Source organism: Vibrio sp. 10N.222.55.C7 (assembly GCF_041473335.1).
GTDB classification, from domain to species: Bacteria; Pseudomonadota; Gammaproteobacteria; order Enterobacterales; family Vibrionaceae; genus Vibrio; species Vibrio crassostreae_C.
This window is the reverse complement of sequence record NZ_JBFRSC010000008.1, coordinates 129,713-155,000: the sequence shown is the minus strand read 5'-3', so window position 1 is coordinate 155,000 and position 25,288 is coordinate 129,713. Positions and strand designations below refer to the sequence as shown.

Below are 25,288 nucleotides of genomic sequence, written 5' to 3'. Positions count from 1 at the left end.
CGAGTCAGCACAGTGTTTACTGTGAGGCTCGGTGGCGATTTTCCGATTATTGGAGTCATGTTATGTTTCAACACTTCTTTTCGGACTACCTTGTTAAACTTCAACAAACAAACCAGCAATGGTGGGAAAACTTTGAACAAAACAAGGAAGCCGCGCAATCTCCCCTAAATCAAGCGATGCAAGAGTTGAATTTTGATGATGCGTCAAAAATCTTCGAGCAAGCCGCTAACCAACCCGCCGTTCTCCTTCAGTTACAATCCCAGTGGTGGGAACAGCAACTTAAGATTTGGCAAAATGCCGCACTGATGGGTAATACCGAAAGCGTCATTACTGAAGAGCGCAGTGATAAACGCTTTATTGATGAAGCGTGGAAAAATGACCCGTTTTACAGCTTTATCAAGCAGTCTTATTTGTTATTCAGCAAAAGCTATATAGACACCATTAATTCAATCGAAGGCATAGACGAGAAAACCAAGGAACGTGTGGCGTTCTTTTCACGTCAGGCTATCAATGCTCTTTCTCCTAGTAACTTCATTGCGACTAACCCAGAGTTGATGAAGCTAACGCTTGAGCGCAATGGTGAGAACTTGCTAGATGGGCTAGAGCAGCTAAAAGCTGACGTTGAAGCGAGCGCGGATATCCTCAAGATCCGTATGACCAACAATAATGCCTTCCGATTAGGTGTTGATGTTGCGAACACGGAAGGTGATGTCGTTTTTCAAAATGATCTGTTCGAGCTTATTCAATACTACCCAAAAACACCTCAGGTGAACGCCACGCCTTTGTTGATCGTTCCTCCATTCATCAATAAGTACTACATTCTCGACCTTCGTGAAAAGAACTCAATGGTTCGTTGGTTGCTTGAGCAAGGGCACAGCGTCTTCATGATGTCTTGGCGCAACCCAGGTGAAGCGCAAAAAGACTTAGAGTTCGGTGACTATGTCACGGAAGGCGTAGCGAAAGCCGTGACGGCAATTGAAGATATCACGGGTAAAGAGCAAATCAATGCTGCAGGTTACTGCATTGGTGGTACTGTTCTCGCTTCAACGGTCGCTTACTATGCTGCTAAAAGAATGAAGAAACGCATCAAAACTGCGACCTTTTTTACGACTCTATTAGACTTCTCTCAGCCGGGAGAGGTTGGCGCATATATCAATGAAACGATCATTAACGCCATTGAGAAACAGAACGATGCTAAAGGATTCATGGATGGTCGTTCATTAAGCGTGACATTCAGTTTGCTTCGTGAAAACAGCCTGTACTGGAACTACTACATTGATAACTACCTAAAAGGCAGCAGCCCAATGGAGTTTGATCTGTTGTACTGGAACAGTGACAGCACTAACGTTGCAGCTAAATGCCATAATTTCTTGCTGCGTGAGCTTTACCTTGAGAATAAACTTGTTCAAGACAAAGGCGTGAAAGTAGGCGGTGTCTGGATTGATCTCAATAAGATAAAAATACCAAGCTACTTCATTTCAGCGAAAGAAGATCATATCGCGCTTTGGCAGGGGACTTACCGTGGTGCCTTGAATACCGGTGGCAACAAGACGTTCGTGCTTGGTGAATCTGGTCATATCGCGGGTATTGTTAACCATCCAGATAAGAAGAAGTACGGGTTCTGGCTGAATGACAACCTAGACGACTCGGCGGATGAGTGGCTAACTAATGCGACTCATAATGAGGGGTCTTGGTGGACACACTGGAATCAGTGGCTACAAGGTTTTGAAACTGACGAAAAAATCGAACCTTTCAATCAAGGCTCAGAGCTTAATCCTGTGATTGGCAAAGCGCCAGGCAACTATGTAAAACAGGTGCTGCCGATTGTCGATCAAGAGCAGGTTGATAAAGAGACCGCAGAGAAAGAAGCGCCAGAAAACGAAGCTTAGGGCGTTAAGTCACATTCAATTATAAAGATACACAACGTCAGATAATAAAAAAGCCACTGAAATCAGTGGCTTTTTCGTATCAACTCATATCAGAATTATCTGGTAGAAGTTGATGGAATCTCGATTGTTAATCGATTTCTTTGTCTTTACCCATAGATAAAATCCAAAGAGATACGGCTGCAACACCTGCAAAGCCACCAAGAATGATAACTGGCATAGCGCTGTAACCTAGGATGTGCCAAATTACGCTTTCTAAAGTACTCATTCAATCGCTCCTTATTGCCAGCCTTCAACGCCGTGCATGTCTGGTAGTTTGTGTGCAATACCTTTGTGACAGTCTACACACGTTTTTTCACCAGAAGCTAGCGCAGTCGAGTGTTGTTTCGCACTACGGGGGCTCTGCTCTGAGAAGTCCATGTAATCGAACTGGTGACAGTTACGACACTCAAGTGAATCGTTCTTCTTCAATCGAGCCCATTCGCGTTCCGCTAGGTGAGCACGACGTGCTTTGAACTTTTCTTCAGTATTGATGGTTTTCGCAATAAAGTGTGCGTATAGCTCTTTAGATGCTTGAACCTTACGAACAATTTTATCTGTCCATTCATGAGGAACGTGACAGTCTGAACAGATAGCACGAACACCAGAACGGTTAGAGTAGTGAATTGTCTCTTGGATTTCAGCAACGATAGGTGCGTGACAGCCAGAACAGAATTCTTCCGTGTTGGTTGCCTCCATACCCGTGTTGAATGCACCCCAGAACAAAAGACCACCCGAGAAACCCAAGAACAAAACAACGCCTACGGCTGCTTTGCTTGGTGTCGCAAGTCTTTTCCAAAACGCTTTAAGTAATTTTATCATATATAGCCTCTCTTACAGTCCGGCTACGATTAACGCAGTGAATCTACAGGTTTGAACTCGTTCTCAACTAGTGGCTTAGCATTAGCTTGAGGTACGTGACACTGTAGACAGAAGTAACGACGAGGTGATACGTCTGCAAGTACCGCATCTTCACGGTTCATGTAGTGAGTTACACTCACTTTAGTAGCACCCATTTCTTTTGCGTTTTTCCAGCTGTGGCAAGAAAGACACTTGTTAGCGTTAAGAGAAACTTCATAGCTACGAATAGTATGAGGCACTAGAGGTGGTTGGTATACGTAGTCACTCTCAAGTACTTGGTCACGAGGGAACTTTTTGAAGTCATCTGCTGCGCGAGTTGCTTCAAGTTCACTTGCACCACGTAGAGATTCTACGCCACCAATGCCGCCTGGGTTATCCAGTTCAGCTTCAGCTTGAACTGCACCAGCTAGCAAAAGACCAGCTGATAGTAGGGCAGTAATCAGTTTTTTCATGGTTAATTTCTCCGCCTAAAGGCTAATTCTTTGAGTGGACTACTTCTTTCAAAAAGTAACGAAAAAAGCAGTCGCAATATTAAAAACGTCAGATCTACGAGCTAAGTGGTAAGAACATATTGTCCTTAAGCGACCTTAGTGATCTTAACTGGACACTTCTTGTAATCCGTCTGTTTAGATAGAGGATCCGTTGCATCCAAGATCAACTTGTTGATCAGAATTCTTGCATCAAAGAATGGTACGAATACCAAGCCTTGTGGTGGACGGTTACGACCACGAGTTTCAACACGAACGCGTACTTCACCACGTTTGTTTTCGATAAGAACTTCATCACCACGGCGAAGACCACGAGCTTTAGCATCAGCAGGGTGGATGTAACAAAGTGCATCCGGTACTGCTTTGTAAAGTTCTGGTACACGACGAGTCATAGTACCTGTGTGCCAGTGCTCAAGAACACGACCTGTACATAGCCACATATCGTATTCATCGTTTGGTACTTCAGGTGGCGCTTCGTATGGTGCATTGATGATCAGTGCTTTACCATCTGGTTTGCCGTAGAAGTCCCAATCAGAACCTTTCTTAGCATATGGATCTGAACCTTCTTTAAAGCGCCATAGTGTCTCTTTACCGTCAACAACAGGCCAACGTAGACCACGAACTTGGTGGTAGCGATCGTATGGTGCTAAATCGTGACCGTGGCCGCGACCAAAGGCTGCGTATTCTTCGAATAGACCTTTTTGAACGTAGAAACCTTGAGCTTGTGCATCGTCGTTAAGCTCTTGAGCTTCAGACAGTGGGAATGCATCAACGTTGCCGTTTTTGTAAAGCACGTCGTACATGGTTTTGCCACGGTACTCAGGCATTTTCGCAACCAGTTCTTCACCCCAAACTTCTTCAATAGTGAAGCGCTTAGAGAATTCCATGATTTGCCATAGGTCAGACTTAGCTTCACCTACAGTTTTCACTTGTTGGTACCATGCTTGTGTACGACGCTCTGCGTTACCGTAAGCGCCTTCTTTCTCAATCCACATTGCTGTTGGAAGGATGAGGTCAGCCGCTTGAGCTGTTGCCGTTGGGTACGGGTCAGAACATACAATGAAGTTATCTGGGTTACGGTAACCTGGCAGACGTTCAGTGTTGATGTTTGGACCCGCTTGCATGTTGTTGTTACACATTACCCAGTAAGCGTTGATTTTACCGTCTTTCAACATACGGTCTTGAAGAACAGCGTGAGCGCCGGGTACCGGTGGAATGGTGCCTTCTGGAAGTTTCCAGATATCTTCTGCAATTTTACGGTGTTTAGGGTTAGCAACCACCATATCGGCAGGTAAACGGTGAGCGAATGTACCAACTTCACGCGCTGTACCACACGCTGACGGTTGGCCAGTTAGTGAGAATGGGCTGTTACCTGGAGTAGAAATCTTACCTGTAAGAAGGTGGATGTTGTACACAAGGCTGTTCATCCATACGCCACGAGTATGTTGGTTCATACCCATAGTCCAAAGTGACATTACTTTGATGTTTGGATCGGCATATTGCTTAGCCAGCTTGATAAGGTCTTCTTGAGATACACCTGACATTTCAGACGCTTTCTCAACTGTGTATTCAGCAACAGACGCTTTGTAGTCTTCGAAAGAGATAGCAGTCATTTCGCCTGAGTTAGGGTTTGCGGCTGCTTTCTGTAGTGGATCATCGTCACGCAGACCGTAACCGATGTCTGTCGTTGCTTGCTTGAAGTTCGTGTGCTTGTTCACGAAGTCCCAGTTAACCGCATCGTTTTGGATGATGTAGTTTGCGATGAAGTTTGCGATCGCAAGGTCAGACTGAGGGTTGAAGATGTAACCCGTGTCTGCAAGCTCGAAAGAACGGTGGTAGTAAGTAGACAGTACGTTTACTTTAACGTGTGGGTGGCTTAGACGACGGTCTGTAATACGAGTCCATAGTACTGGGTGCATTTCTGCCATGTTTGAACCCCACAGTACGAATGCGTCTGCGTGTTCAAAGTCATCGTAACAACCCATTGGCTCATCAATACCGAAAGTGCGCATGAAGCCTACTACAGCAGAAGCCATACAGTGACGAGCGTTTGGATCTATGTTGTTTGAACGGAAACCCGCTTTCATCATCTTAACGGCTGCGTAGCCTTCCATTACTGTCCATTGGCCTGAACCGAACATACCAACACCTGTTGGACCGTTCTTCTTCAGTGAAGCTTTCCATTTCTCAGCCATCACGTCGAACGCTTTGTCCCAAGATACGGGTGCGAAATCACCATCTTTATGGAACTCACCGTCTTTCATGCGAAGTAGAGGAGTCTCAAGACGGTCTTTACCGTACATGATTTTTGAAAGGAAGTAGCCTTTAATACAGTTAAGGCCTTTGTTTACAGGAGCTTCTGGATCGCCTTGAGTCGCAACCACTTTACCGTTTTGAGTACCTACTAGTACTGAACAGCCCGTACCACAAAAACGACAAGGCGCTTTATCCCACGTGATTTTTGTTTGATCAGAGCTAGCAATCAGGTTGGTTGCTGTTGCCGGTAGAGTTACACCTGCAACGGCTGCCGCTGATGCAGCTGCGTTTGCTTTCACAAACGCACGTCTTGTCATTTTCATACTTCACCCTCAAGTTGAGAATTGTTGCTTCCAGTTTCTAAATCCGTTTCGTCCAGTCCAGTCTCGATTTGGTGATAAACCAAAGCTGTCCCTAAAACGTTCGTAATATTATTAATTTCTTCGATGGTGTCCGTTACAAAACCTTGGTTCTCGGTTTCTAGGACCACGATGATTTTGCCTTCAGGGCTGCTGCCGTAAATCTCTGCATTATCGAATTGCTCGATTTGTGCTTTGATCTCGTCTAGATGCTCTGGGCTCACATGCACGACTAAACTTGATATATGCACTTCATTTAGTGCCATAAATTGCTCTCGTTATTTTTGTTTTATGCATTACTCACAAGAATAGCCGAAGTAGGGCAAATTGCTACGCAGGCCCCACAACCGCTACACTCATCTAACTCGATTTTTGGTAGAGCAACACTGCCTGCTCTAAGTTCAAATTGAATGGCCATAGGTTCACACATGTCACCACAGCTTCGGCATTCAACATTTTGTTGCGCTAAACACTTATCAGAGATTTGTGCTTTTGCTTGCCAAGGCTCTCCTTGCTTTGGCTTAAAAATGGGTTCGGGACAAACATCTGCACATTGATAGCAGAACGTACACTCATCAATAGAGAAATCTACAGTGGGAAAACCACCATCGCCTACAATGATTATCTTAGTCTCACAACTCTCGATGCATTTACCGCAGCGAGTACAGTCATCTGTAAAGCTTTCTAGGCTGTCAATCCAAGGCAAACGAATCTGGCTTGAGTCAACTTTTCGTCTTGAAAAAAGACGGCGTTTTGATAGATCTACCACTAGATACCTATAGATGTTACTAAGATGTTGTAATTGTAGGTCATTATTCTATTAATATCTTGTAATGAGTCCTCACAAGTAGTGTAGTTTTAGAAACAATTGTATAAATACCCCCTAAGGGCTAATTGGGGGCATATATTGTCTTAGATCAATAAATTACGGAGCGAGTGATCACATATTGAATGGAGCTATGATTTTTGATGTGTGACAATACGATATCGCTGGCAAGTCATTTATCAATAGGAAGGCACTTTTGCTTATAAAACCGGTTTCATCTGTAACAAGTACGATAGCAAAATCTTTGCTCTCTATACTGCTGTTGTCGGTTGCTACGACTGGCTTTGCCATCTTTACTTTGGCTTCAAGTTTGAATGATGCGGAAGCGGTTAACGTGGCCGGTTCAATGCGAATGCAAAGCTACCGTTTAGCCCATGATATTCAAATAGAATCTGTCGATTATGAATCTCATATTCGTGAATTCGAAAGTTCTCTTTACTCGCCATCCATGACCAATTTGGTCAGTTGGAATGTTCCGACAGACATCACAGAAGATTACTATTTAATTATCGGCCGTTGGCATGAGCTAAAACAGGTCTTGAATAGCGAAGAGCGCGATCACTATCTCGTGTTGGTTGAAAACTTCGTGGCTGAAATCGATGGCTTCGTTTATAAGCTGCAAGAGTTCTCTGAAGACAAGTTAATAAAGTTAGCGTGGGCTGGTGGTATCGGCCTTGGTGGGATTCTGGTCATATCTCTTTTTGTTGTTCACTTTGTACGTAAACAGGTTGTTAAACCGCTACATGCTCTTGTCGGTGCGAGCCAAAGAATCAAAAACAGCGACTTCGAGGTAGAACTCAAGGTGACCAGTAACAACGAAATGGGCATTTTGACCAAAACCTTCAACTCGATGGCCAAAGATTTAGGCGTGCTTTATCGAAACCTTGAAGATGTGGTGGATGCAAAGACGATTGAGCTGCAAAATGCGAACCAGTCGCTGCAGGCACTTTATAACTCGTCACAAGAGCTCACGGTGACGCGTATTGCTCCTGAAAACTTCCGAGCTATCTTGCAGCATCTCGTGAGCTTGGAAGGGATTGGATCACTGAGGCTCGAGATTGTCGATAACTCAGGCCGTTCATTGATTATGGATGAAGGTTACGATTCGAATTTAGACTACGAAAAGTTTGAGATGAAACTCGACGATAACGAACTTATTCTCGGCTATTTATACTGTTCATATCACCACGGGCACTCAACTAAAGCTCTGATCGAAAGCTTCATTCAACTGCTATCGAGAGCGATCTACTACAATCGTGCTCAAAAGAAAGCTGAACAGCTTATTATCATGGAAGAGCGTGCCACGATTGCACGTGAACTCCACGATTCATTGGCTCAATCACTGTCGTACTTGAAAATTCAAGTTACACTATTAAAGCGTGTGATTGGCAAACTGCCAGAGCAACAGCACCGAGAGCAATCTGAACAAATCGCGTCTGAGATCGGAAACGGCTTAGCCGACGCTTATACCCAGTTAAGAGAGCTACTCACCACATTTAGGTTGACCATTAAAGAGGGCAACTTTGGAGACGCCTTAAGTACCATGCTTGAGGCGCTCAGCGAGAGAACCGATGCGAAGATTAACCTCACTAATAATCTCTCATCGATCGAGCTTGATGCGCATAGTCAGGTTCACTTGCTTCAATTGATTCGTGAAGCAACAATAAATGCAATAAAACACGCCAATGCCGACTTGATAGATGTATGCTGTATCGATGAGGACGGTGAAGTATTAGTCGTGATAAAAGATAATGGAGATGGCTTTGACTCAAGTAGTTCCAAGGTGAACCACTACGGGATGAGCATTATGCAGGAGCGTGCGGCAAGACTGAATGGCGACTTGACGATTGAAGCGGCGCAAGGTGAAGGCTGTACAGTCATATTGAAATATAAAAGTTTGAAGGAAGTTAAAGTTGACGATTTGTAAAGTAATGCTGGTTGATGATCATCCATTGATGCGCAGAGGTATAAGCCAATTACTGAGCTTTGAAGACGAATTCGAAGTGATTGCAGAAGCAAGTAACGGCACTGAAGCGGTTGCTCTTGCTCATGAAGAAGAACCTGATTTGATCCTTTTGGATCTCAATATGAAGGGCATGTCTGGTTTAGATACCTTGAAAGCACTTCGCACTGACGGTTCTAGCGCAAACATTGTTATTCTAACGGTTTCTGATAGCCCTGCAGACATTGAAGCGATTGTAAAAGCAGGCGCTGATGGCTACTTGTTGAAAGACACTGAACCCGATGAGTTAATTGAACTGCTTAAGCAAGCACACAGCGGTGACAAGGCTTACAGCAGTGTGGTTGCTCGTTACCTAAATGATGCTGGAAGCCGCAATGATATCTTCGAACAACTGACTGAACGTGAAATGCAGATCCTTCAAGAAGTCGCGAAAGGTTACCGTAATAAGCAGATCGCCGATCACCTGTTTATTTCTGAATCGACAGTTAAGGTACATATGAAAAGCTTGTTGAAAAAGCTGCAAGTGCCTTCCCGTACCGCTGCAACGGTTCTGTATCTAGAACGCTATGGTGAAATGAAGTAGGGCTTGTTCCTTTGAGATAACACTATTTCAAGCCTGACTGTTTATACATTTTGTACATGTCTCGATAGTTTTAACGATGTTGAGAAAGTGACATTAAAAAAGGCGCTGAACTTATTAAGTTCAGCGCCTTTTTGTTTACGCATTTTATATTCAGTATTGGTGTTCGTTTGTTCTTCGTTCTTTGAGATTAGAAACTTAAGGCTTACGCCGACATTGGAACCAATACAAGCGTACCGAAGATAACCGTAATAAGACCACAGATTACGGGTACAGACGTACGTTTTACGACTTCAAATGGGCTGATTTTACCCATACCAGAAGTCGCTACGATTACGCCAGATACTGGTGAAATTGTACGACCTAGGTTCGATGCTTGAAGCATTGGGATGATTAGGAACGCTGGGTTCAAGCCCATTTTCGCCGCTAATGATGGAGCCAGTTCTACGAATGCATAGAAAGGTGCATTACCTGAACCTGTCGCAATTGCCGCAGCAACCGTTAGACCTGTGAGGATAAGCATCAATGCGATGCCGCCTGCGCCTGCAGATTCGGCAAGACCGATTAGGTTATCAATTGCACCGATAGACATTAGACCTTGAGCAAATACGCCCGCCGCAACCAACAGCATTACCACGCCTTTGAACGCGTCAGCCATGCCTTGGTAGCAAGAGTCTAGATCTTCTAGTGTTTTCTCGCCGTCAAACTTCTTAACAACGTAATCGATAACTGCGCCTACGAAGATAGAACCTACCACAATAGTGTAGATATCAAGTGAAAGCCCTGGAATCGTACGACCGTTGAATAGGAAAACGCCGATGATAGGTAGGAATGGAAGTGCAGCGTAGAAAGCCGGCGCCGTTGTTTCGATTTCAGAAACGTCTACTTTTTCCATTGGTGTGTTTTCTTTCTTATCTAGGTATTTGTTCCAGAAGAAAGCCGCACCCGCCATCACGATGATCGCACAGATAGAAACAGGCAGTACCGTTTGAACAGCAAACACATCAAGAGACATGCCTGATTTTTCTGCCGCGATAACCACATCACCAGACGTTGGTGAAAGAATGATGGCTGCAGGTGACGCACAAACTGCAACTGCCGCTGGGCGAGAAATACCCATTGCCGTCATCATTGGGAATAGGGTTGCCATCAATAGCACACCAAGACCCGTTGCAGAACTTACTGCTAGAGACATCAGACACGCTACGATGTAAGCCGCAACAAGAAGTACATAGGGAGATTTGATCGCAGCAAGCGGTTTAGAGAACTGTTTCACTACCACGTTGTTAGCACCAATGTGCGTCATGTAAGAAGCAAAACCACAAAGAAGCATGATTTGCATGCCTAGGCCGCCCCCGCGGTACTGAAGCATGTATTTAACAAATTCTAGTGAGTCGGTAACCATGTTACCTGTTGAAGCTACCTTAGCTGGTAAGACTGTGTGACCAATAAGGCCGGTGATAAGAAGTAGGGCAAGGCCAGCAGTTAGTAATACACCCGCCGCTTTATAGCCTTTTACAATAAAGTAACCAACAGCAATAGTAATCACTAATCCGATCAAGAGCTCTAACATAGAAATCTCCACAAAGTTTAAAAAATATAAGAAAGTGTTTCAGAATATGACAATGAATGTACAGAAAACTGCACTGTGGCACGAGGCATAGTTGAGGTTGATATGATCTAAGACAAACATTTTTTTCGATGTTAATTGTGGTTGTAAATCGTGAATAACTACTGTTGTTTAGATGTTAATAAACAAATTTTGTGGCTTGTTAGAATATAACTTGGATCACCTTTGGTTGTTCTATTTGCATATGGTGGTGTTATTTTATAAATCGCGAGTATTTTTTGTACTTTGGAAGGAAACGTGTAACGAAGTGGGTATTTATCGGAGTAAAGAGGTGAGAATCTTAGCTTTTAAGCTTACTTACATTTAAAGATTACTTATGTTTAACGCCTACTTACTTCCCATAAGTAAGCGCTAAAACACAAGTTATAATAAGGCGATTCTTCAGCTTCTTCGTTTAACTCAGAACCTTCATTTAATACGACTTCGTCCTCGAGTACCACTTCTTCAACTTCTTCTGCGAATAGGGGCATAGAGAAAGCGATTAGAACTAAAGGTAGCTTTGGTAGGAATCGTGTGTATGAAATTGTATTTGCTAATGGGTGCGATGTTCGTGAGATAGTGTGTTTCGACATAATGGTTTTGTATATAAAGTGATTTAACACGACGAACTAAGTGTTAGTCTGATGAGTAGACAGTGATCGAATCGAACCGTTGGCATTGTCGGCGCAGGTTCCATCGCAATCGACTCCCAATTCATTTTTGGGGTCGGAATGGTATGCACGGATTGGATTAAGTGGAGGTGCTGATTGAATAAGCTCACTTCACTTACAGCGTCCTCAAGTTGTTTGGTATTCATCTGCATTCCTGTCGACTGTTGTTCTTGTAATTTGGCGCTTAGTTTATGGTCAAAGCGCCAGAACAGTATTTAAATGAATGTGAATGATCTTTCGTGAGGTTACTTGATATTGGTTTAGGAATATTTGGGTAGGAAAGTTGGTTTTATGATTGAGTTAACAGCATAGAAACACAGAGAACAAGGCGCTCTCTGTGTTGGTCATTTTGCTATTATCGAAACTCGCTGATGAGCATTATCTCTGGCGTCTGGCGACCAAAGTGAATCGGTAATCGTTAGATGTGAAGTAGTTGCGGCTGTATTCAAATACTGTGTTGTTAGCTAGGTAACCACGAGTACGTTTTTCAATAATCGGTTGAGCAGGGTCAATACCTAACTGTTTAGCAACGTCTTCAGGCGGAAGAATCGGTACCAATTCCTGCTCACTTCGATCAATCACCATGCCTTTGGTGTTCTCAATAAAGTCGTATTTTGATGTCTGCATCACTTGATAGGTGAGATCTGGGAATAGAGCAACAGGTAACCAAGTTTCTTCAACCGTGATTGGATTGTTGTCTATGAAACGAACACGTTTTACGTAGAAAACCAATTCGCCTTCTTTGATATCTAAATGTTCAGACATCGCCAAAGAACACGGCTTCATTTCGAAGGCCAGAACTTCACTGTGTGTAACCACATTCAAATGCGCCCACTTTTCTTGAAAGCTCGACTGTTTGTAGATGTCGTAATTGATCTTGTTCTCTTTTACGTAAGTGCCGCTGCCTTGAACGCTTTCAAGCTCATCGTTTTCGATCAGTAGTTTCAGTGCTTGCCTAACCGTTACGCGGCTTACCGAGAATACTTCACGCAATTGCGCTTCCGTTGGGAGTGCTTCTCCAACTTTATATTCTCCAGAACTGATCTTTTCTCTTATTGCATCGGCGATTTGGCGATACATAGGGAGTCTTGCCATTTTTGCCTCATTTGTGCGCTAGGACAACTAGACTTTGATTAACAACCTGTACCTTAAATACGTAAATTTGCTCTATATAAGCTTTGCTTTAAAGGTTAGTGTGAGCATCGTATCGGCGTTTTGTAGTACATATAATACAAATTAAACGATACATAACAAGCTTTCTTAAAGGATTTACCAATACAGTTTTAAATACAAATTAAATACAAATATGTATTGATGAGATCGTGGTCACGGATTAAATGTCTTGAGGTTGTATTATTCATCTCGTCGACAGGGACGACTGTCGTACTAATCTGTGACTATGGGACAAAGGTTATGAAACTTACTACTCTAACGAATAAGTCGCTCGTAAATCTGCAAACTACGTTTAGCAGTCGAGAAGAAGCGATTTACGCACTTGCTGACCAACTGAATCAGCAAGGCAAACTGCACAACAAACAAGAGTATCTTGATGCAGTATTTGCTCGTGAAGAGCAAGGCCCGACAGCGCTTGGCGAAGGCCTAGCAGTACCGCACGGCAAGACTGACGCGGTTAAAGAAGCTGGTTTCGCTGTTGCAACATTGAAAGAAGACATGAAATGGAAAGGCCTAGATGAAGACGAAGATGTGAATCTTATCTTCCTAATTGCCATTCCAAATGCAGAAGCGGGTTCTACCCACATGCACCTGCTGACCGAACTGACAACCACATTGGTTGATGACGATGTTCGTGAAGCAGTATTAAAAGCAACAACCGCTGATGAAATCTTCGCGCTTCTTGATGGCGACAATCAACAAGAAGAAAAACAAGACAACTTAGATACAAATGCACCGACAATTGTATGCGTTACTGCTTGCCCTGCAGGTATTGCTCATACTTATATGGCGGCAGAATACCTAGAAAAAGCCGGCAAAAAGCTTGGCTACAAGGTTCATGTTGAAAAGCAGGGCGCAAACGGTATTGAAGATCGCTTAACTGCGGAACAACTTAATAATGCTGTAGCGTGTGTGTTTGCTGCTGAAGTTGCGATTAAAGAATCTGAGCGCTTTAATGGCATTCCTCGTGTTGAAACCCCAGTTGCAGAACCGATTAAGCACGGTGAACGCATTCTTAATGAAGCGATTGAAGAGTCGAAAAAAGGTAACGGTGCAGAACGTAAAGTTGCTACCGATGACAAACCGAAGAAACTACCGTTGAAAACTGAGCTTAAACAAGCACTGCTTTCTGGTATTTCTTACGCGGTTCCTCTTATCGTTGCTGGTGGTACTGTTCTTGCGGTTGCTGTTCTTATCGCGCAAATTTTTGACCTGCAAGAGCTCTACGCAACAAAAGATTCTTGGCTATGGATGTATCGCAAACTAGGTGGCGGCCTACTGGGTACATTGATGGTGCCAGTACTGGCGGCTTACACAGCTTACTCATTAGCAGATAAACCGGCACTTGGTCCTGGTTTTGCCGCAGGTATTGCAGCAAACATCATTGGTTCAGGTTTCCTTGGTGGTGTCGTTGGTGGTTTGATTGCGGGTTACGTGATGCGCTGGGTGAAAGAGCATGTTCGCTTGGGCCCTGCATTTAACGGTTTCCTTACTTTCTACCTTTACCCGGTGATTGGTACTTTGGTAGCAGGTAGCTTAATGCTGTTTGTTATCGGTAAACCTGTTGCGTTCCTAAACCAAGGTCTGACGGATTGGTTGAACGGTATGTCAGGCACTAACGCTCTGCTTCTAGGTGCGATTCTTGGCCTGTTTGTATCATTCGACTTGGGTGGTCCGGTAAACAAAGCCGCTTACGCATTCTGTTTAGGTGCAATGGCGAACGGTGTTTATGGCCCATACGCAATCTTTGGTTCAGTAAAAATGGTATCAGCGTTCACCGTAACGGCTTCAACCATGATTGCTCCACGCCTATTCAAAGACTTTGAGATTGAAACCGGTAAATCTACATGGCTACTTGGCCTAGCGGGTATTACCGAAGGTGCAATCCCAATGGCGATTGAAGATCCAATCCGTGTAATCGGTTCATTCTTACTAGGCTCTGTGGTTACAGGTGCAATGGTTGGTGCGGCAGGTATTGGTCTATCGACTCCGGGCGCAGGTATCTTCTCTATCTTCTTGTTACACGATTCCGGTTTGGGCGCATTCTCTGCTGCTGCTATCTGGTTCGGTGCTGCGATTGTCGGCACAGTGATTTCAACCATTACTCTTCTGATGTGGCGTGGTCACGCTGTAAAAAAGGGTAAGTTTGAAGCAAGTACTGCAACACAGAACTAACTGAATTTTGAGTTAGCTCCTAACTCACTACGAAATCAATATATAAGAAATAACAAACAACTGGCTGTCCTAAATACCTGTGCTCCTAACGGTTTTATTCACACAGATTCTGGGCGTGGTTTTCTGCACCCTAAATTTAGTGGCAGCCAATTTTAACCCCTTGAAAAAATTTAATTTAGTCGTATTTGGGTTCGAACTTTAGTTTTACTCGAAGCGACACATTTAGGTAAATGATTATGACTACATCACGCGTACATATTACTCCTCACATGCACTGGGATCGTGAATGGTATTTCACAACAGAAGAGTCTCGTATTCTTCTTGTGAACAACATGGAAGAAATCATGAACCGTCTGGAGAGCGATCCAGAATACAAATACTACGTTCTAGATGGTCAAACCGCCGTTTTAGAAGACTACTTCGCAATCAAACCAGAAAACACAGAGCGCGTAAAAGCATTGGTTGAAGCGGGCAAGTTAATTATTGGCCCTTGGTATTCTCAAACCGACACAATGCAAGTTTCTGGTGAGTCAATTGTACGCAACATGATGTATGGTATTCGTGACTGTATGAAGTTTGGCGATGCAATGAAGATTGGTTACCTACCAGATTCATTCAGCATGAGCTCACAGCTGCCAATGATCTACAACGGCTTCGACATCACGCGTGCAATGTTCTGGCGTGGTTGTTCAGAGCGTCATGGCACCAACAAAACAGAATTCTTATGGCAGTCTAATGACGGCAGTGAAGTAACGGCACAAGTGCTTCCGCTGGGTTACGCGATTGGTAAATACCTTCCACAAGACGAAGAAGGCTTGCGTGCTCGTTTAGATAAGTACTTCCCAGTGCTAGAAAAGCCTTCGGTGACTAAAGATATCTTGCTACCGAACGGCCACGACCAAATGCCGATTCAAAAAGACATCTTTGAAGTAATGGACAAGCTTCGCGAAATCTACCCAGATCGTGAATTCTCAATGAGCCGTTACGAAGAAGTGTTCGAGAAAGTAGAAGCGGCGCGCGACCAACTCGACACAATCAAAGGCGAGTTCAACGACGGTAAATACATGCGTGTTCACCGTACGATCTCTTCTACGCGTATGGACATCAAACTGATCCACGCAGAAATCGAAAACAAGATTGTAAACATCTTAGAACCGCTAGCGTCTATCGCTTGGACATTAGGTTTTGAATACCACCACGGTTTGATTGAGAAAATGTGGAAAGAGAGCATGAAGAACCACGCTCATGACTCTATTGGTTGCTGTTGTTCAGACAAGGTACACGCTGAAATCTTAAACCGTTACATCCTTGCTGACGACATGGCGACCAACCTGATTCACTTCTACAAGCGTAAGATTGTTGACCACATGCCAGATCGTGAAGGTTGCGACAAACTGGCGATGTTCAACCTTTCTCCATACGAGCGTGAAGAAGTGGTTAACACCACTATCACTATCCGTGCTCAAGAGTTCTCTATCTTTGATGAAAACGAAAACCTAGTTGAGTACTTCATCCAAGACAAGCGCCAAATTGACCCGGGTAAAGTAGACCGTCAAATCGTTCACTACGGTAACTACGACCCGTTCATGGAGTTTGATATTCAAATCAAACGCATTGTGCCAGCGATGGGCTTCACCACGTTACACATCCAAGGTAACGAGAAGGGTGCAGTAAAAGTTGCAGAACAAAAAGACTACTTACTAGAGAACGAGTACTACCGAATCAATGTAAACGACAACGGTACTCTGACTATTTTCGATAAAGAGACAGAGCAAGTATTCGACCAAGTACTTCGTTTGGAAGACGGTTCTGATGACGGTGATGAGTACGATTACTCTCCATCTCGTCAAGAATGGTTACTGTATTCAGACGAGTTCCCAGTCGAAACATCGATTGACCACCAAGGCTTCCAATCGGTAGCGAACATCGCTTTCCGAATGAACGTACCTGCAAACCTTGCAGAGCGTGAAGAACGCACGGGTCAAAACGGATTCGTTGAAGCGCAATGCCAAGTGGTATTGAAGCAAGGTTCTCGCCGCATTGAAGTACGCATGGAACTAGACAACCAAGCCGACGACCACCGTGTACGTGTCTTAGTACCAACGCCATTCGTTTCTGAAACTGTGGTTGCAGACAACCAGTTCGGTTGTATTACTCGACCAACCAATGACCCTGCTATGGCGGTTTGGGAAGAAGAGAAGTGGAAAGAAGCACCGATTCCGGTTTACCAACTGATGAACTTCGCTGCATTAGAAAACGGCAAAGCGGGCATGGCGATTATGTCGAATGGTCTACGTGAATTTGAGGTGATTGCATCTCAAGGTGACGAAAACCGAGATACCTTCGCACTGACACTGTTCCGTGGTATCGGCGTGTTGGGTAAAGAAGAGCTATTGCTTCGCCCAGGCCGTCCATCAGGCATCAAGATTCCGACACCAGATTCGCAAGTGCGCGGTAAGTTAGTGTGTGAATTCACGTTGTGCGGTTTCTCTGGTAACCATATTGACGCGAACATCATGGCGCAAGCACGTGACAATGTCACTCAAATCGAATGCTACAACAAGATCCCTTACAACGCGATGAAGCTCAACGTGGGTGAGCAGAACCTACCTATGAGTTTTAGCCTTCTGTCTAAGCAACAATCAGGCGCGGTGTTGAGTGTGCTGAAGAAAGCGGAAGACGAAGATGCGTTGATCATGCGTGTCTACAACCCGGCAGAAACAGGTTCAGTGTCAGATTCAATCTCCTTCACTCAAACCGTTTCGAGTTGGAAAGAGACAAGCATGGACGAGCGAGTACGCGAAGGTGATGTAGCATCTGAAACCTTTAGTGACTTGTCTTTTGGCGACTTATCTTTTGGTGAATTGGCATCTTGCCAAGCAAAAACATTCCAAATCAAATTCTAATTTCAATCACCCGCTCACCTTGGTGAGCGGGAATGGTGAACGACAATGAAAATTGTAATTGCCCCCGATTCATTTAAAGAATCACTCGACGCTCATCAAGTTGCGTCTTGTATTGAGCGTGGGTTTGCTGACGTTTTCCCTCACGCAGAGTTTGTGAAAATGCCACTCGCCGATGGCGGAGAAGGCACGGTAGACGTCTTGCTAGACGCGCTTAATGGTAAGAAACAACAGCTGCAAACGACGGATCCAATCGGTCGCGAATGTACGGCTTATTGGGCTTCACTTGTACAACAGGTTGATGGCAAAAGCGTAAACACTGCCTTGGTAGAGTTTGCCCAAGCGTCGGGTTTAGACCGATTAACCGTAGAAGAAAGATCACCTCTCACAGCATCGTCTTACGGCACCGGGTTGTTGATTAGAGATGCGCTAGATAAAGGCGTAGAACAAATCATTATTGGTTTGGGCGGCAGCGCAACCAATGATGCAGGTGCTGGCATCTTACAAGCGTTGGGAGGCAAGTTATTTGATAAGCAAGGCAACGAGCTATCTGGTGGCGGTGCTGCACTAAGTCAATTAGCAAGTATCGATCTTGATGGACTGCACCCGAGATGCAACGAAGTGACGTTCGTGGTCGCATGTGATGTGAATAATCCACTGTGTGGTGAAAGTGGAGCAAGTGCCGTGTTTGGTCCACAAAAAGGGGCTTCACAAGCTCAAGTTGAACAACTTGATACTGCGATCGGTCACTTTGCCGATATCGCTCAAACACATACGGGTATTAATCATCGTGACACAGCTGGTTTTGGTGCTGCTGGTGGTACACCTCTGGGGTTAAGCCTTGCATTCAATATCCAAATTAAAGCGGGTATTGAGATGGTATTAGATGCTTTGGATGCAGATAAGGTTCTTGAAGGTGCTTCACTGGTCGTGACCGGAGAGGGGCAGATGGACAACCAAACCCTGCAAGGTAAAACACCTTTCGGTATCGCTCAGAGAGCTCAAAAGCTGAGTATTCCAACCATTGGAATTGCGGGCTCTTTGGGGCAAGACGTTGAAAAGCTTTACGGCTCAATGTCTAGCTTATTTGGAACCGTACGTTCACCTCAGTCTTTAGACCAAGTTTTATCAGAAGCGAATCAAAACCTGACTCGCACTGCCCGTAATATCGCCGCCACGCTCAAGCTTGGCAGCCAGATTTTTAATGAGAAGTAATTATGTCTCTATTTAAACTCGACAACGTTATTCAAAACTACGCGTGGGGAAGCAAAGACTCCATCAACCAACTGTTTGGTATTGTGAACCCAAACCAAGAACCGCAAGCAGAAATTTGGATGGGTGCTCATCCTAATGGTTGCTCAAAAGTAGGTGATACCGGTGAGTCGCTTTCTCACATGATCGATGAAAACAAAATCGATGTCTTAGGCGGGTACACGGCGGCACGTTTCGGTGAATTACCTTTCCTGTTTAAGGTGTTGGCCGCTGAAACTCCGTTGTCGATTCAGGTTCATCCGAATAAGCGAAAATCTGAATTAGGTTTTGAGCGAGAGAATGCACTTGGCATCCCTTTGAATGCGTCTAATCGTAACTACAAAGATCCAAACCACAAACCTGAGCTAGTTTATGCGTTGACCTTCTACAAAGCGATGAATGGCTTCCGTCCAATCGACGATATTATTGCCTTGTTCGAAGAAGCCGATATTCCTTCGTTAGCGATTGAACTTAATGTGCTTAAAGCCAATGCCGACAGTGATTCTCTGAAGTCTTTCTTTAGCGCAATTATGTCTCTTGAAGGTGACCGCAAAGCGTCTGCGCTTAATGAGCTTTATGCTGCACATGCGCGACCAGCTAAAACGGTGATGGGACGTGAAGCTTTGCAATACAGCATTGAATTCAAACAGCACTATCCGGGTGATATTGGTTTGTTTGCCCCGTTGATGCTCAACACGGTTGAATTGGCGCCGGGTGAAGCGATGTTCCTGTTCGCAGAAACCCCACATGCTTATGTTCAGGGCACAGGCTTGGAGATCATGGCAAACTCAGACAATGTGCTGCGTGCGGGTCTCACACCCAAATATATCGATGTCCCTGAGCTTATCGACAACACGATCTTTGAGCCGATTAAGCCAGAAGATATTCGTCTTAAGCCTGTATTGAAAGAGGGCAAGATGAGCTATCCGATTCCAGTGGATGACTTTGGCTTTGATATCTTGTCTGCGACCGATGAAAGTAAGTCACAGTATTTACGTAGCGCAGAGATCTTGTTCTGCGTGGAAGGAGAGGCGAGCGTGACTTCAGAAGGACGTACAGTTTCTCTTAAACCCGGAGAATCGGTCTTTGTAAGTAGTAATTCAAGTGTTTACCAATATCAAGGGAATGGCATTTTGGCTCGTGCTTTTAACTAGTGCCCCCGTGCTAGCGATCAGCAAAAGAAATGTCAGAGTGCCACTGTAAAGAGGTACTCAATATTGGATTGATGGTTGTTACCTATCTGTCTTTGACAGTCATGATTATTGACCATACCCGCTACTCTGGCGGGTTTTTTCATTGTTAGAATGAGCAAATATAAGCTTGTTGAAAAGACAAACCCTGCGATCAGAGCAGGGTTTTTTATTGAATCAGTACTGAGTGATGGGTTAGGCAATGTGCGTCATTTTATTAAGCTCAAAGGTTTCAATACAACCTTCAGTCGCAGCCATGTAGTCAGCGATGTGTTGGCTCGCTAAGTGTTTCTCTAGATGAACTTCAGACTCCCAGTTCTCATGAAAAACGAAGTGATCAGGGTTACTGTTATCTTGGTGCAGATCGTAGTTAATACAGCCGTCTTCAACACGGGTTTTATCGATCAATTTAATCATCTCAGCTTTTACAAGCTCAGTTTTGTCTTCTTTAGAGAAGATCGTTGCAATAATAGTCAGTTTGCTCATTTTCAATTCCTTCGCTTTAAACGCGGTAAGTTTAAGTAATATAAGTATAAATTCAGAATGAAGAAAGAGTTCTGAAATCCAATAACTATGGTTCTTACCATCCACAATTCAAACTCGAGAGCATAGGGCCAGAGCCGAGTAGGTTATGCTTATTAAAAAAAAGCCCTCATAGCAATATGAGGGCTTTTGAATAAGAATCAAACTGTGTTGTTACTGGGGTGTTAAGCGTACTGTCTTACCTTAAGCGTATTGCTCAACCGTCATTGCCCAATTTTTCTTCTGTTGTTCGAAATTCATTTTGATTTGCTGATAACGAACCTTAAGAACAGAGTGTTCGTACTTCTTCACAACGTCTTCGCGCTTGCTTTCAAGTAGCTGTTTTTTAACTTCGTAATATTCGTTCATGTTTGATACTAGAGCATCAAACTCTTGTTGAAGCTTCTCTGCGATTTGTTGCTTGTCGGCACGATGCATGATTTTTTGCTGGGTGCGTTTAAGTAACATTGACGCTTCAGCTTTCTCAATACGAGCTTGAGGGGTTTTCTTAAGCTTACTTGCCAGTCCCATCAACGAAGCACTCTTAATCAACCATTTTGTTGGATCGTATTGCCACCAGTAGATGCCGTTACGGTAGTCGTTCTCAAAGATGTGGTGGAAGTTGTGGTAGCCTTCGCCGAAAGTGAGTACTGCTAACACACCGTTATCACGCGCTGTGTTTTTGTCAGTAAAAGGTTGGCTACCCCAGATGTGAGCAAGAGAGTTAATAAAGAATGTTGTGTGGTGGTTAAGTACCAAACGAACTGCACCTACGATTAACAACATGCCAATTACGTCACCGTAAATAACACCTAAAGCGATAGGAACACCGAAGTTCATTAGTAATGCCAACAGAACATAGTGCTTGTGCTGCCACATAACAATCTTGTCTTTTTTAAGGTCACGGCAGTTTTCGTAGTTTTCGTACATTGAAGTGCTGTAATTACGAATCATCCAGCCAATGTGTGAGTACCAAAATCCACGTTTTGCAGAGTATGGGTCTTTGTCGTTGTTATCGACATGCTTGTGGTGAACGCGGTGATCAGAAGACCAGTGTAGCGCGCTGTTCTGCAAGGCAAATGCACCACCTAGTGCAAACAGGAATCTTAGGCTTGAATGCGCTTCAAACGCTTTGTGTGACCATAAGCGGTGATAACCCGTCGTGATTGAAAGGTTACAGAACGTAAAGCAGATTGCTAGCCATATCCAGTGCTCTATACCATAGCCAAAAAAGTAGCCATAAACGGGAGCCGCTACAACAGCAAGCAGCATACTAAAAGAGAACACAAAAATATTGAGCCAGATTAATGGCGGCTTTTTTGTAGATTGTTTGTCGGCACTATTCATTAGCAAATTTCCAATTGGGCTTACATCTGTGCGCTAGAATATCAGCGTACACGTGTAAGTCAATATTGAAAGTGTAAACGTGTATTAGTATGTTTTGCTTAAATATTGTATAAAGGTAGTGTGAAATGTAGTAGCAAGTCATAAATGGAAGTACTAAGGGCTAATAAATGGAAATTAAGGTAGCTGAATATAAAGATTATGAGCGGATTGCCCAATTACACGCGGATAGCTGGAAGCTATATTACCGTGGCATTCTTGCTGATGATTACTTAGAAAATGATGTTTTGGAGGACAGATCTGTTATTTGGCAGACTCGTTTGATTAACCCTCCTTTCAACCAACATGTTTTATTGCTTGAAGAAGGTGGTTTACTGGTTGGTTTCGTCTGTGCGTTTGGTAATCACAACTTTGAGCGTGGCACGTTCATTGATGCGTTACACGTAGACAATAATTATCGCGGTCGAGGTGTAGGTAAGCGCTTATTGTCTGAATTATCGAAGTGGTTGCAGCAATACTATTCGGACTCAGGGCTTTACTTAGAGGTGATGTCTGAGAACCATCAAGCGATAGCTTTTTATGAAGCGATTGGTGGTAAAGAAGAACTAGAGCAAGTTTGGAACGCACCATGCGGCAGCCAAGTGAATGAGAAAGTGATTTCTTGGAACTCTCCCGTTGAACTTGAACAGAAAACAGCAAGCGTCGTGTATTCTTAGTCGATTCTTGTTGAGTACTGTTTTTGTGCTGAGTAGCAGATTCTTATCGAAGCTAATTTAAAGCAGAAGAACAAAGACAAAAGCCCCGAGCATTAAATTGTTCGGGGCTTTTTTGTGTGAATTGGTGGTCATTAAATGAATCGCTAAGGCGCGTGAAATACTGGGTAATTAGTGACACCACGTGATCTTATTTCTTCCGCCTTTCTTCGAAATGTAGAGTGCTTGGTCGGCGTCGTCGATAAGCTGCTCGACAGAACCAAGGGCCTGAGGCGCATGTTTCACACCGATTGAAATCGTTACTTCTAACCTAAGGCGAGCAGGGGATTCTAAAAGGGAATTAACGAGCGATTCAATTGAAGCCTCGTTTTCTCCTTGGACCATCACCAAAAACTCTTCACCGCCGTATCGAAAGCAGTTACTGCTGGTCGGTAGTCGTTTTTGAATCTCATCGGCCAGTTCTTTAATCACCATGTCGCCCATTTGATGACCGTAGGTGTCGTTAATCGATTTGAAATGATCAATATCTATCATGATCGATGTAATGGATCGCTGACGGTTTATGCTCGGTTCTATCACCTGATGAAGGTAAAGGCGGTTGTAGCAGCCCGTTAGTGCGTCTTGATAGGAAAGGGCCTCAAACATATTGGATTGTTTGCGAAGCTGAATCGCTTGTTTGCGCAGTTGCTCGGATTGAGCGAAACGTTTGTGTACTTCCAGGTCACGTCTAATACAGGCCGCTGAGATTAGGATGTAAGCCGAGATATAAACGGAAATTGTTTCTATTTCATGTTTTGGCTCTGCTTCATAAAGCAGTGGTGCAAGGCCGATGAGATAAGCCAAAAAGATAAACGACAGCGTAGAGATACTGTATTTGGCTGACAGTCGTGAAAACGTACCAATGTAGATCATGACTAAAATGATACCGCCTTGGTAGTCGAAGTTGTTCAACTCAATGGCGAGCCGACCGACATAAACTAGGAAAAGCGAGCTAATTACAAGGAAGACACTTTCTACGGGCTCTAAAACGTTGGGTTTGTTGGTGATGCAATATCTGGCAGCTGCCATCATCAATAGAAAAAGTATGACTCGGGAAGTGATAGGTGTAAGGCTCTCACTACCAAAGTGGATGTAGTCAGTGATGATGAATGCACAGAATATTGAGATCGGGATGTAGATAAAATTTATGTACGGCAAATAAATTTCATTATCGAAATAGGTTTTAAATCTTTGATTCTTGAACCCAGAATAAGAGCGCATTGAGATATTAGCCGAGATTGATACACAATAATTTGCGTAGTATGTCACAGTGTTTGGGATTGTAAACGACCGTTTCTATAGATTTGTCAGTATGTTAGCTAGATCAACAAACGGTAGCAGGCAATATTCACGCTCTATTATCGATAGAACGTGAATATCTAGAGGTAGGTGTAAGAGTGGTAAACAGAAACTAAAGCAGATTATAAAAACTAATCGCGATTAACGCTTGTTCTTCAAGTAACGCTTACGGCGCTCTTCTTTTTTCTTAATCTGTTGTTCGGCTTTCAGTGCAGCCGCTTCTTCAACTTCGATCAGCTCTTGTGTGATCATTTCTGGCAACTCAAGCGTTACCTTACCTAAAGTGCCATTACGCAATTCGTGAAGCAGAATTTCTGAACATTTGTGAATGTCGATATGTCCACCGGCACGAAGTGCACCACGCTTACGACCAATCGCTTCCATCAATTCGATGTCAGACTCTGGCAGCTCTTCAATTTGGTAACGCTCTTGCAAAAGGTTAGGGTACTGCTTTGCTAGGTATTCTACTGTGTAGAATGCCACTTCATCGTATTCCATTGCTGTATCTTTTACAGCACCTGTTGCAGCCAAGCGGAAGCCACTGTGTGGGTTTTCTACTTTAGGCCAAAGGATTCCAGGTGTATCAGAAAGGATCACGCCATTCTGTAGGTTGATACGTTGTTGACGACGAGTTACCGCAGGTTGGTTACCAGTAACCGCAATCGTACGTCCAGCCAAGCAATTGATGATGGTCGATTTACCCACGTTCGGGATGCCCATGATCATTGTACGAATGTTTTTGCCCATCTGTTCACGGTGCGGCGCCAGTTTACGTACTAGCTCCATAACGTGGTTAACTTCTTCTTTTACACTAGTCGTAATCGCAATCGCTTTAACGCCTTGCTCTTTCTCGAAGTGCTCAATCCAACGTTGAGTCAGTTCAGGATCTGCAAGGTCTCGCTTGTTCAGCACTTTTACACAAGGCTTATCGCCGCGCAGTGAAGAGATCATTGGGTTTTCACTACTGAACGGGATACGAGCGTCCAGTACTTCGATGATCACATCAACTTGTGGGATAACTTCTTCGATTTCTTTGCGGGCTTTATGCATGTGACCCGGAAACCATTGAATAGACATAGAGATAAACCTTGATAAATATATTTGCTGCACATTGTAAGGGTTGGATGATACGTGTAAAGGT

Annotated in this window: 22 protein-coding genes; 8 read left to right on the top strand and 14 right to left on the bottom strand. The window is 43.9% G+C overall.

Features of this window, described 5'->3' with window-relative positions; translation table 11 throughout:
- Positions 1–62 precede the first annotated feature (62 nt).
- Positions 63–1,889 carry a class I poly(R)-hydroxyalkanoic acid synthase gene (gene phaC / locus AB4482_RS03345; protein WP_372180551.1) on the top strand — a complete coding sequence of 609 codons (1,827 nt, stop codon included), beginning with the start codon at positions 63–65 and terminating at the stop codon, positions 1,887–1,889.
- A 127-nt stretch (positions 1,890–2,016) separates the two neighbouring features.
- Here phaC and AB4482_RS03340 read toward each other — a convergent pair whose 3' ends face one another.
- From AB4482_RS03340 to napF, 6 genes are all read right to left on the bottom strand, one after another.
- On the bottom strand, positions 2,017–2,154 hold the full coding sequence (locus AB4482_RS03340) for a TIGR02808 family protein (RefSeq protein WP_010430103.1): 138 nt from the start codon (positions 2,152–2,154) through the stop codon (positions 2,017–2,019).
- A gap of 11 nt (positions 2,155–2,165) precedes the next feature.
- On the bottom strand, positions 2,166–2,747 hold the full coding sequence (locus AB4482_RS03335; RefSeq protein ID WP_009845456.1) for a NapC/NirT family cytochrome c: 582 nt from the start codon (positions 2,745–2,747) through the stop codon (positions 2,166–2,168).
- Between the two features lie 29 nt (positions 2,748–2,776).
- Positions 2,777–3,238, bottom strand: coding sequence for a nitrate reductase cytochrome c-type subunit (locus AB4482_RS03330; RefSeq protein ID WP_017062614.1), 462 nt, complete (start codon positions 3,236–3,238; stop codon positions 2,777–2,779).
- 125 nt (positions 3,239–3,363) lie between these two features.
- Complete coding sequence (gene napA / locus AB4482_RS03325; protein WP_372055219.1) at positions 3,364–5,853, bottom strand: periplasmic nitrate reductase subunit alpha; 2,490 nt, start codon at positions 5,851–5,853, stop codon at positions 3,364–3,366.
- Entirely contained in the window at positions 5,850–6,155 is a 306-nt protein-coding gene (locus tag AB4482_RS03320) for a chaperone NapD (RefSeq protein WP_019824440.1), read from the bottom strand. The genes napA and AB4482_RS03320 overlap by 4 nt, the downstream gene beginning before the upstream one ends.
- Before the next feature lie 23 nt (positions 6,156–6,178).
- Positions 6,179–6,658 (bottom strand): ferredoxin-type protein NapF, encoded by a 480-nt coding sequence (gene napF / locus AB4482_RS03315; RefSeq protein ID WP_017062611.1) that lies wholly within the window; start codon positions 6,656–6,658, stop codon positions 6,179–6,181.
- Between the two features lie 253 nt (positions 6,659–6,911).
- On the opposite strand from napF, the gene narQ reads away from it, so the two are divergent.
- Together narQ and AB4482_RS03305 are read left to right on the top strand one after the other, a co-directional pair.
- On the top strand, positions 6,912–8,642 hold the full coding sequence (gene narQ / locus AB4482_RS03310) for a nitrate/nitrite two-component system sensor histidine kinase NarQ (RefSeq protein WP_017062610.1): 1,731 nt from the start codon (positions 6,912–6,914) through the stop codon (positions 8,640–8,642).
- Positions 8,629–9,261: a response regulator gene (locus AB4482_RS03305; protein ID WP_017062609.1), complete on the top strand. Its 633-nt coding sequence runs from the start codon at positions 8,629–8,631 to the stop codon at positions 9,259–9,261. Before narQ ends, AB4482_RS03305 begins: the two co-directional genes overlap by 14 nt.
- 202 nt (positions 9,262–9,463) lie before the next feature.
- Here AB4482_RS03305 and dcuC read toward each other — a convergent pair whose 3' ends face one another.
- The 4 genes from dcuC to AB4482_RS03285 all read right to left on the bottom strand — a co-directional run bounded on the left by dcuC (position 9,464) and on the right by AB4482_RS03285 (position 12,633).
- Complete coding sequence (gene dcuC, locus AB4482_RS03300) at positions 9,464–10,831, bottom strand: anaerobic C4-dicarboxylate transporter DcuC (RefSeq protein WP_017062608.1); 1,368 nt, start codon at positions 10,829–10,831, stop codon at positions 9,464–9,466.
- Positions 10,832–11,208: 377 nt separating this feature from the next.
- Positions 11,209–11,460 (bottom strand): hypothetical protein, encoded by a 252-nt coding sequence (locus tag AB4482_RS03295; RefSeq protein WP_133151380.1) that lies wholly within the window; start codon positions 11,458–11,460, stop codon positions 11,209–11,211.
- A gap of 23 nt (positions 11,461–11,483) precedes the next feature.
- Complete coding sequence (locus AB4482_RS03290; protein ID WP_080582262.1) at positions 11,484–11,684, bottom strand: hypothetical protein; 201 nt, start codon at positions 11,682–11,684, stop codon at positions 11,484–11,486.
- Between the two features lie 232 nt (positions 11,685–11,916).
- Positions 11,917–12,633: a GntR family transcriptional regulator gene (locus AB4482_RS03285; RefSeq protein WP_372180550.1), complete on the bottom strand. Its 717-nt coding sequence runs from the start codon at positions 12,631–12,633 to the stop codon at positions 11,917–11,919.
- 318 nt (positions 12,634–12,951) lie between these two features.
- Here AB4482_RS03285 and mngA point away from each other — a divergent pair, with 318 nt between their 5' ends.
- The 4 genes from mngA to manA all read left to right on the top strand — a co-directional run bounded on the left by mngA (position 12,952) and on the right by manA (position 20,194).
- Positions 12,952–14,886 (top strand): PTS 2-O-a-mannosyl-D-glycerate transporter subunit IIABC, encoded by a 1,935-nt coding sequence (gene mngA, locus AB4482_RS03280; protein ID WP_372180548.1) that lies wholly within the window; start codon positions 12,952–12,954, stop codon positions 14,884–14,886.
- Between the two features lie 236 nt (positions 14,887–15,122).
- A complete protein-coding gene (gene mngB, locus AB4482_RS03275; protein WP_372180547.1) occupies positions 15,123–17,792 on the top strand; it encodes a mannosylglycerate hydrolase in 2,670 nt (889 codons plus the stop codon).
- A gap of 45 nt (positions 17,793–17,837) precedes the next feature.
- Entirely contained in the window at positions 17,838–19,004 is a 1,167-nt protein-coding gene (locus tag AB4482_RS03270; RefSeq protein WP_372180545.1) for a glycerate kinase, read from the top strand.
- Positions 19,005–19,006: 2 nt separating this feature from the next.
- On the top strand, positions 19,007–20,194 hold the full coding sequence (manA, locus tag AB4482_RS03265; protein WP_102393144.1) for a mannose-6-phosphate isomerase, class I: 1,188 nt from the start codon (positions 19,007–19,009) through the stop codon (positions 20,192–20,194).
- Between the two features lie 231 nt (positions 20,195–20,425).
- Here the strand turns inward: manA and AB4482_RS03260 are convergent, their stop codons facing one another.
- The gene (locus tag AB4482_RS03260) at positions 20,426–20,716 is read right to left on the bottom strand and encodes a putative quinol monooxygenase (RefSeq protein ID WP_372180544.1); all 291 of its coding nucleotides are present in this window, start codon (positions 20,714–20,716) and stop codon (positions 20,426–20,428) included.
- Between the two features lie 240 nt (positions 20,717–20,956).
- A complete protein-coding gene (locus tag AB4482_RS03255) occupies positions 20,957–22,099 on the bottom strand; it encodes an acyl-CoA desaturase (RefSeq protein ID WP_372180542.1) in 1,143 nt (380 codons plus the stop codon).
- A gap of 167 nt (positions 22,100–22,266) precedes the next feature.
- Between AB4482_RS03255 and AB4482_RS03250 the strand changes: the two genes are divergently transcribed.
- Positions 22,267–22,812, top strand: coding sequence for a GNAT family N-acetyltransferase (locus AB4482_RS03250; protein ID WP_048613495.1), 546 nt, complete (start codon positions 22,267–22,269; stop codon positions 22,810–22,812).
- Positions 22,813–22,980: 168 nt separating this feature from the next.
- Here the strand turns inward: AB4482_RS03250 and AB4482_RS03245 are convergent, their stop codons facing one another.
- Positions 22,981–24,006 carry a GGDEF domain-containing protein gene (locus AB4482_RS03245; RefSeq protein WP_372180540.1) on the bottom strand — a complete coding sequence of 342 codons (1,026 nt, stop codon included), beginning with the start codon at positions 24,004–24,006 and terminating at the stop codon, positions 22,981–22,983.
- A 282-nt stretch (positions 24,007–24,288) separates the two neighbouring features.
- Entirely contained in the window at positions 24,289–25,224 is a 936-nt protein-coding gene (gene ylqF, locus AB4482_RS03240) for a ribosome biogenesis GTPase YlqF (protein ID WP_029405588.1), read from the bottom strand.
- Positions 25,225–25,288 lie beyond the last annotated feature (64 nt).

Coding starts and splice junctions, on each gene's coding strand:
- AB4482_RS03285 (WP_372180550.1), bottom strand. CDS start 12,633: ATGGCAAGACTCCCTATGTATCGCCAAATCGCCGATGCAATAAGAGAA.
- phaC (WP_372180551.1), top strand. CDS start 63: ATGTTTCAACACTTCTTTTCGGACTACCTTGTTAAACTTCAACAAACA.
- mngA (WP_372180548.1), top strand. CDS start 12,952: ATGAAACTTACTACTCTAACGAATAAGTCGCTCGTAAATCTGCAAACT.
- dcuC (WP_017062608.1), bottom strand. CDS start 10,831: ATGTTAGAGCTCTTGATCGGATTAGTGATTACTATTGCTGTTGGTTAC.
- AB4482_RS03295 (WP_133151380.1), bottom strand. CDS start 11,460: ATGTCGAAACACACTATCTCACGAACATCGCACCCATTAGCAAATACA.
- AB4482_RS03270 (WP_372180545.1), top strand. CDS start 17,838: ATGAAAATTGTAATTGCCCCCGATTCATTTAAAGAATCACTCGACGCT.
- AB4482_RS03260 (WP_372180544.1), bottom strand. CDS start 20,716: ATGAGCAAACTGACTATTATTGCAACGATCTTCTCTAAAGAAGACAAA.
- AB4482_RS03290 (WP_080582262.1), bottom strand. CDS start 11,684: ATGAATACCAAACAACTTGAGGACGCTGTAAGTGAAGTGAGCTTATTC.
- AB4482_RS03250 (WP_048613495.1), top strand. CDS start 22,267: ATGGAAATTAAGGTAGCTGAATATAAAGATTATGAGCGGATTGCCCAA.
- napA (WP_372055219.1), bottom strand. CDS start 5,853: ATGAAAATGACAAGACGTGCGTTTGTGAAAGCAAACGCAGCTGCATCA.
- AB4482_RS03330 (WP_017062614.1), bottom strand. CDS start 3,238: ATGAAAAAACTGATTACTGCCCTACTATCAGCTGGTCTTTTGCTAGCT.
- mngB (WP_372180547.1), top strand. CDS start 15,123: ATGACTACATCACGCGTACATATTACTCCTCACATGCACTGGGATCGT.
- manA (WP_102393144.1), top strand. CDS start 19,007: ATGTCTCTATTTAAACTCGACAACGTTATTCAAAACTACGCGTGGGGA.
- AB4482_RS03340 (WP_010430103.1), bottom strand. CDS start 2,154: ATGAGTACTTTAGAAAGCGTAATTTGGCACATCCTAGGTTACAGCGCT.
- AB4482_RS03335 (WP_009845456.1), bottom strand. CDS start 2,747: ATGATAAAATTACTTAAAGCGTTTTGGAAAAGACTTGCGACACCAAGC.
- ylqF (WP_029405588.1), bottom strand. CDS start 25,224: ATGTCTATTCAATGGTTTCCGGGTCACATGCATAAAGCCCGCAAAGAA.
- AB4482_RS03255 (WP_372180542.1), bottom strand. CDS start 22,099: ATGAATAGTGCCGACAAACAATCTACAAAAAAGCCGCCATTAATCTGG.
- AB4482_RS03320 (WP_019824440.1), bottom strand. CDS start 6,155: ATGGCACTAAATGAAGTGCATATATCAAGTTTAGTCGTGCATGTGAGC.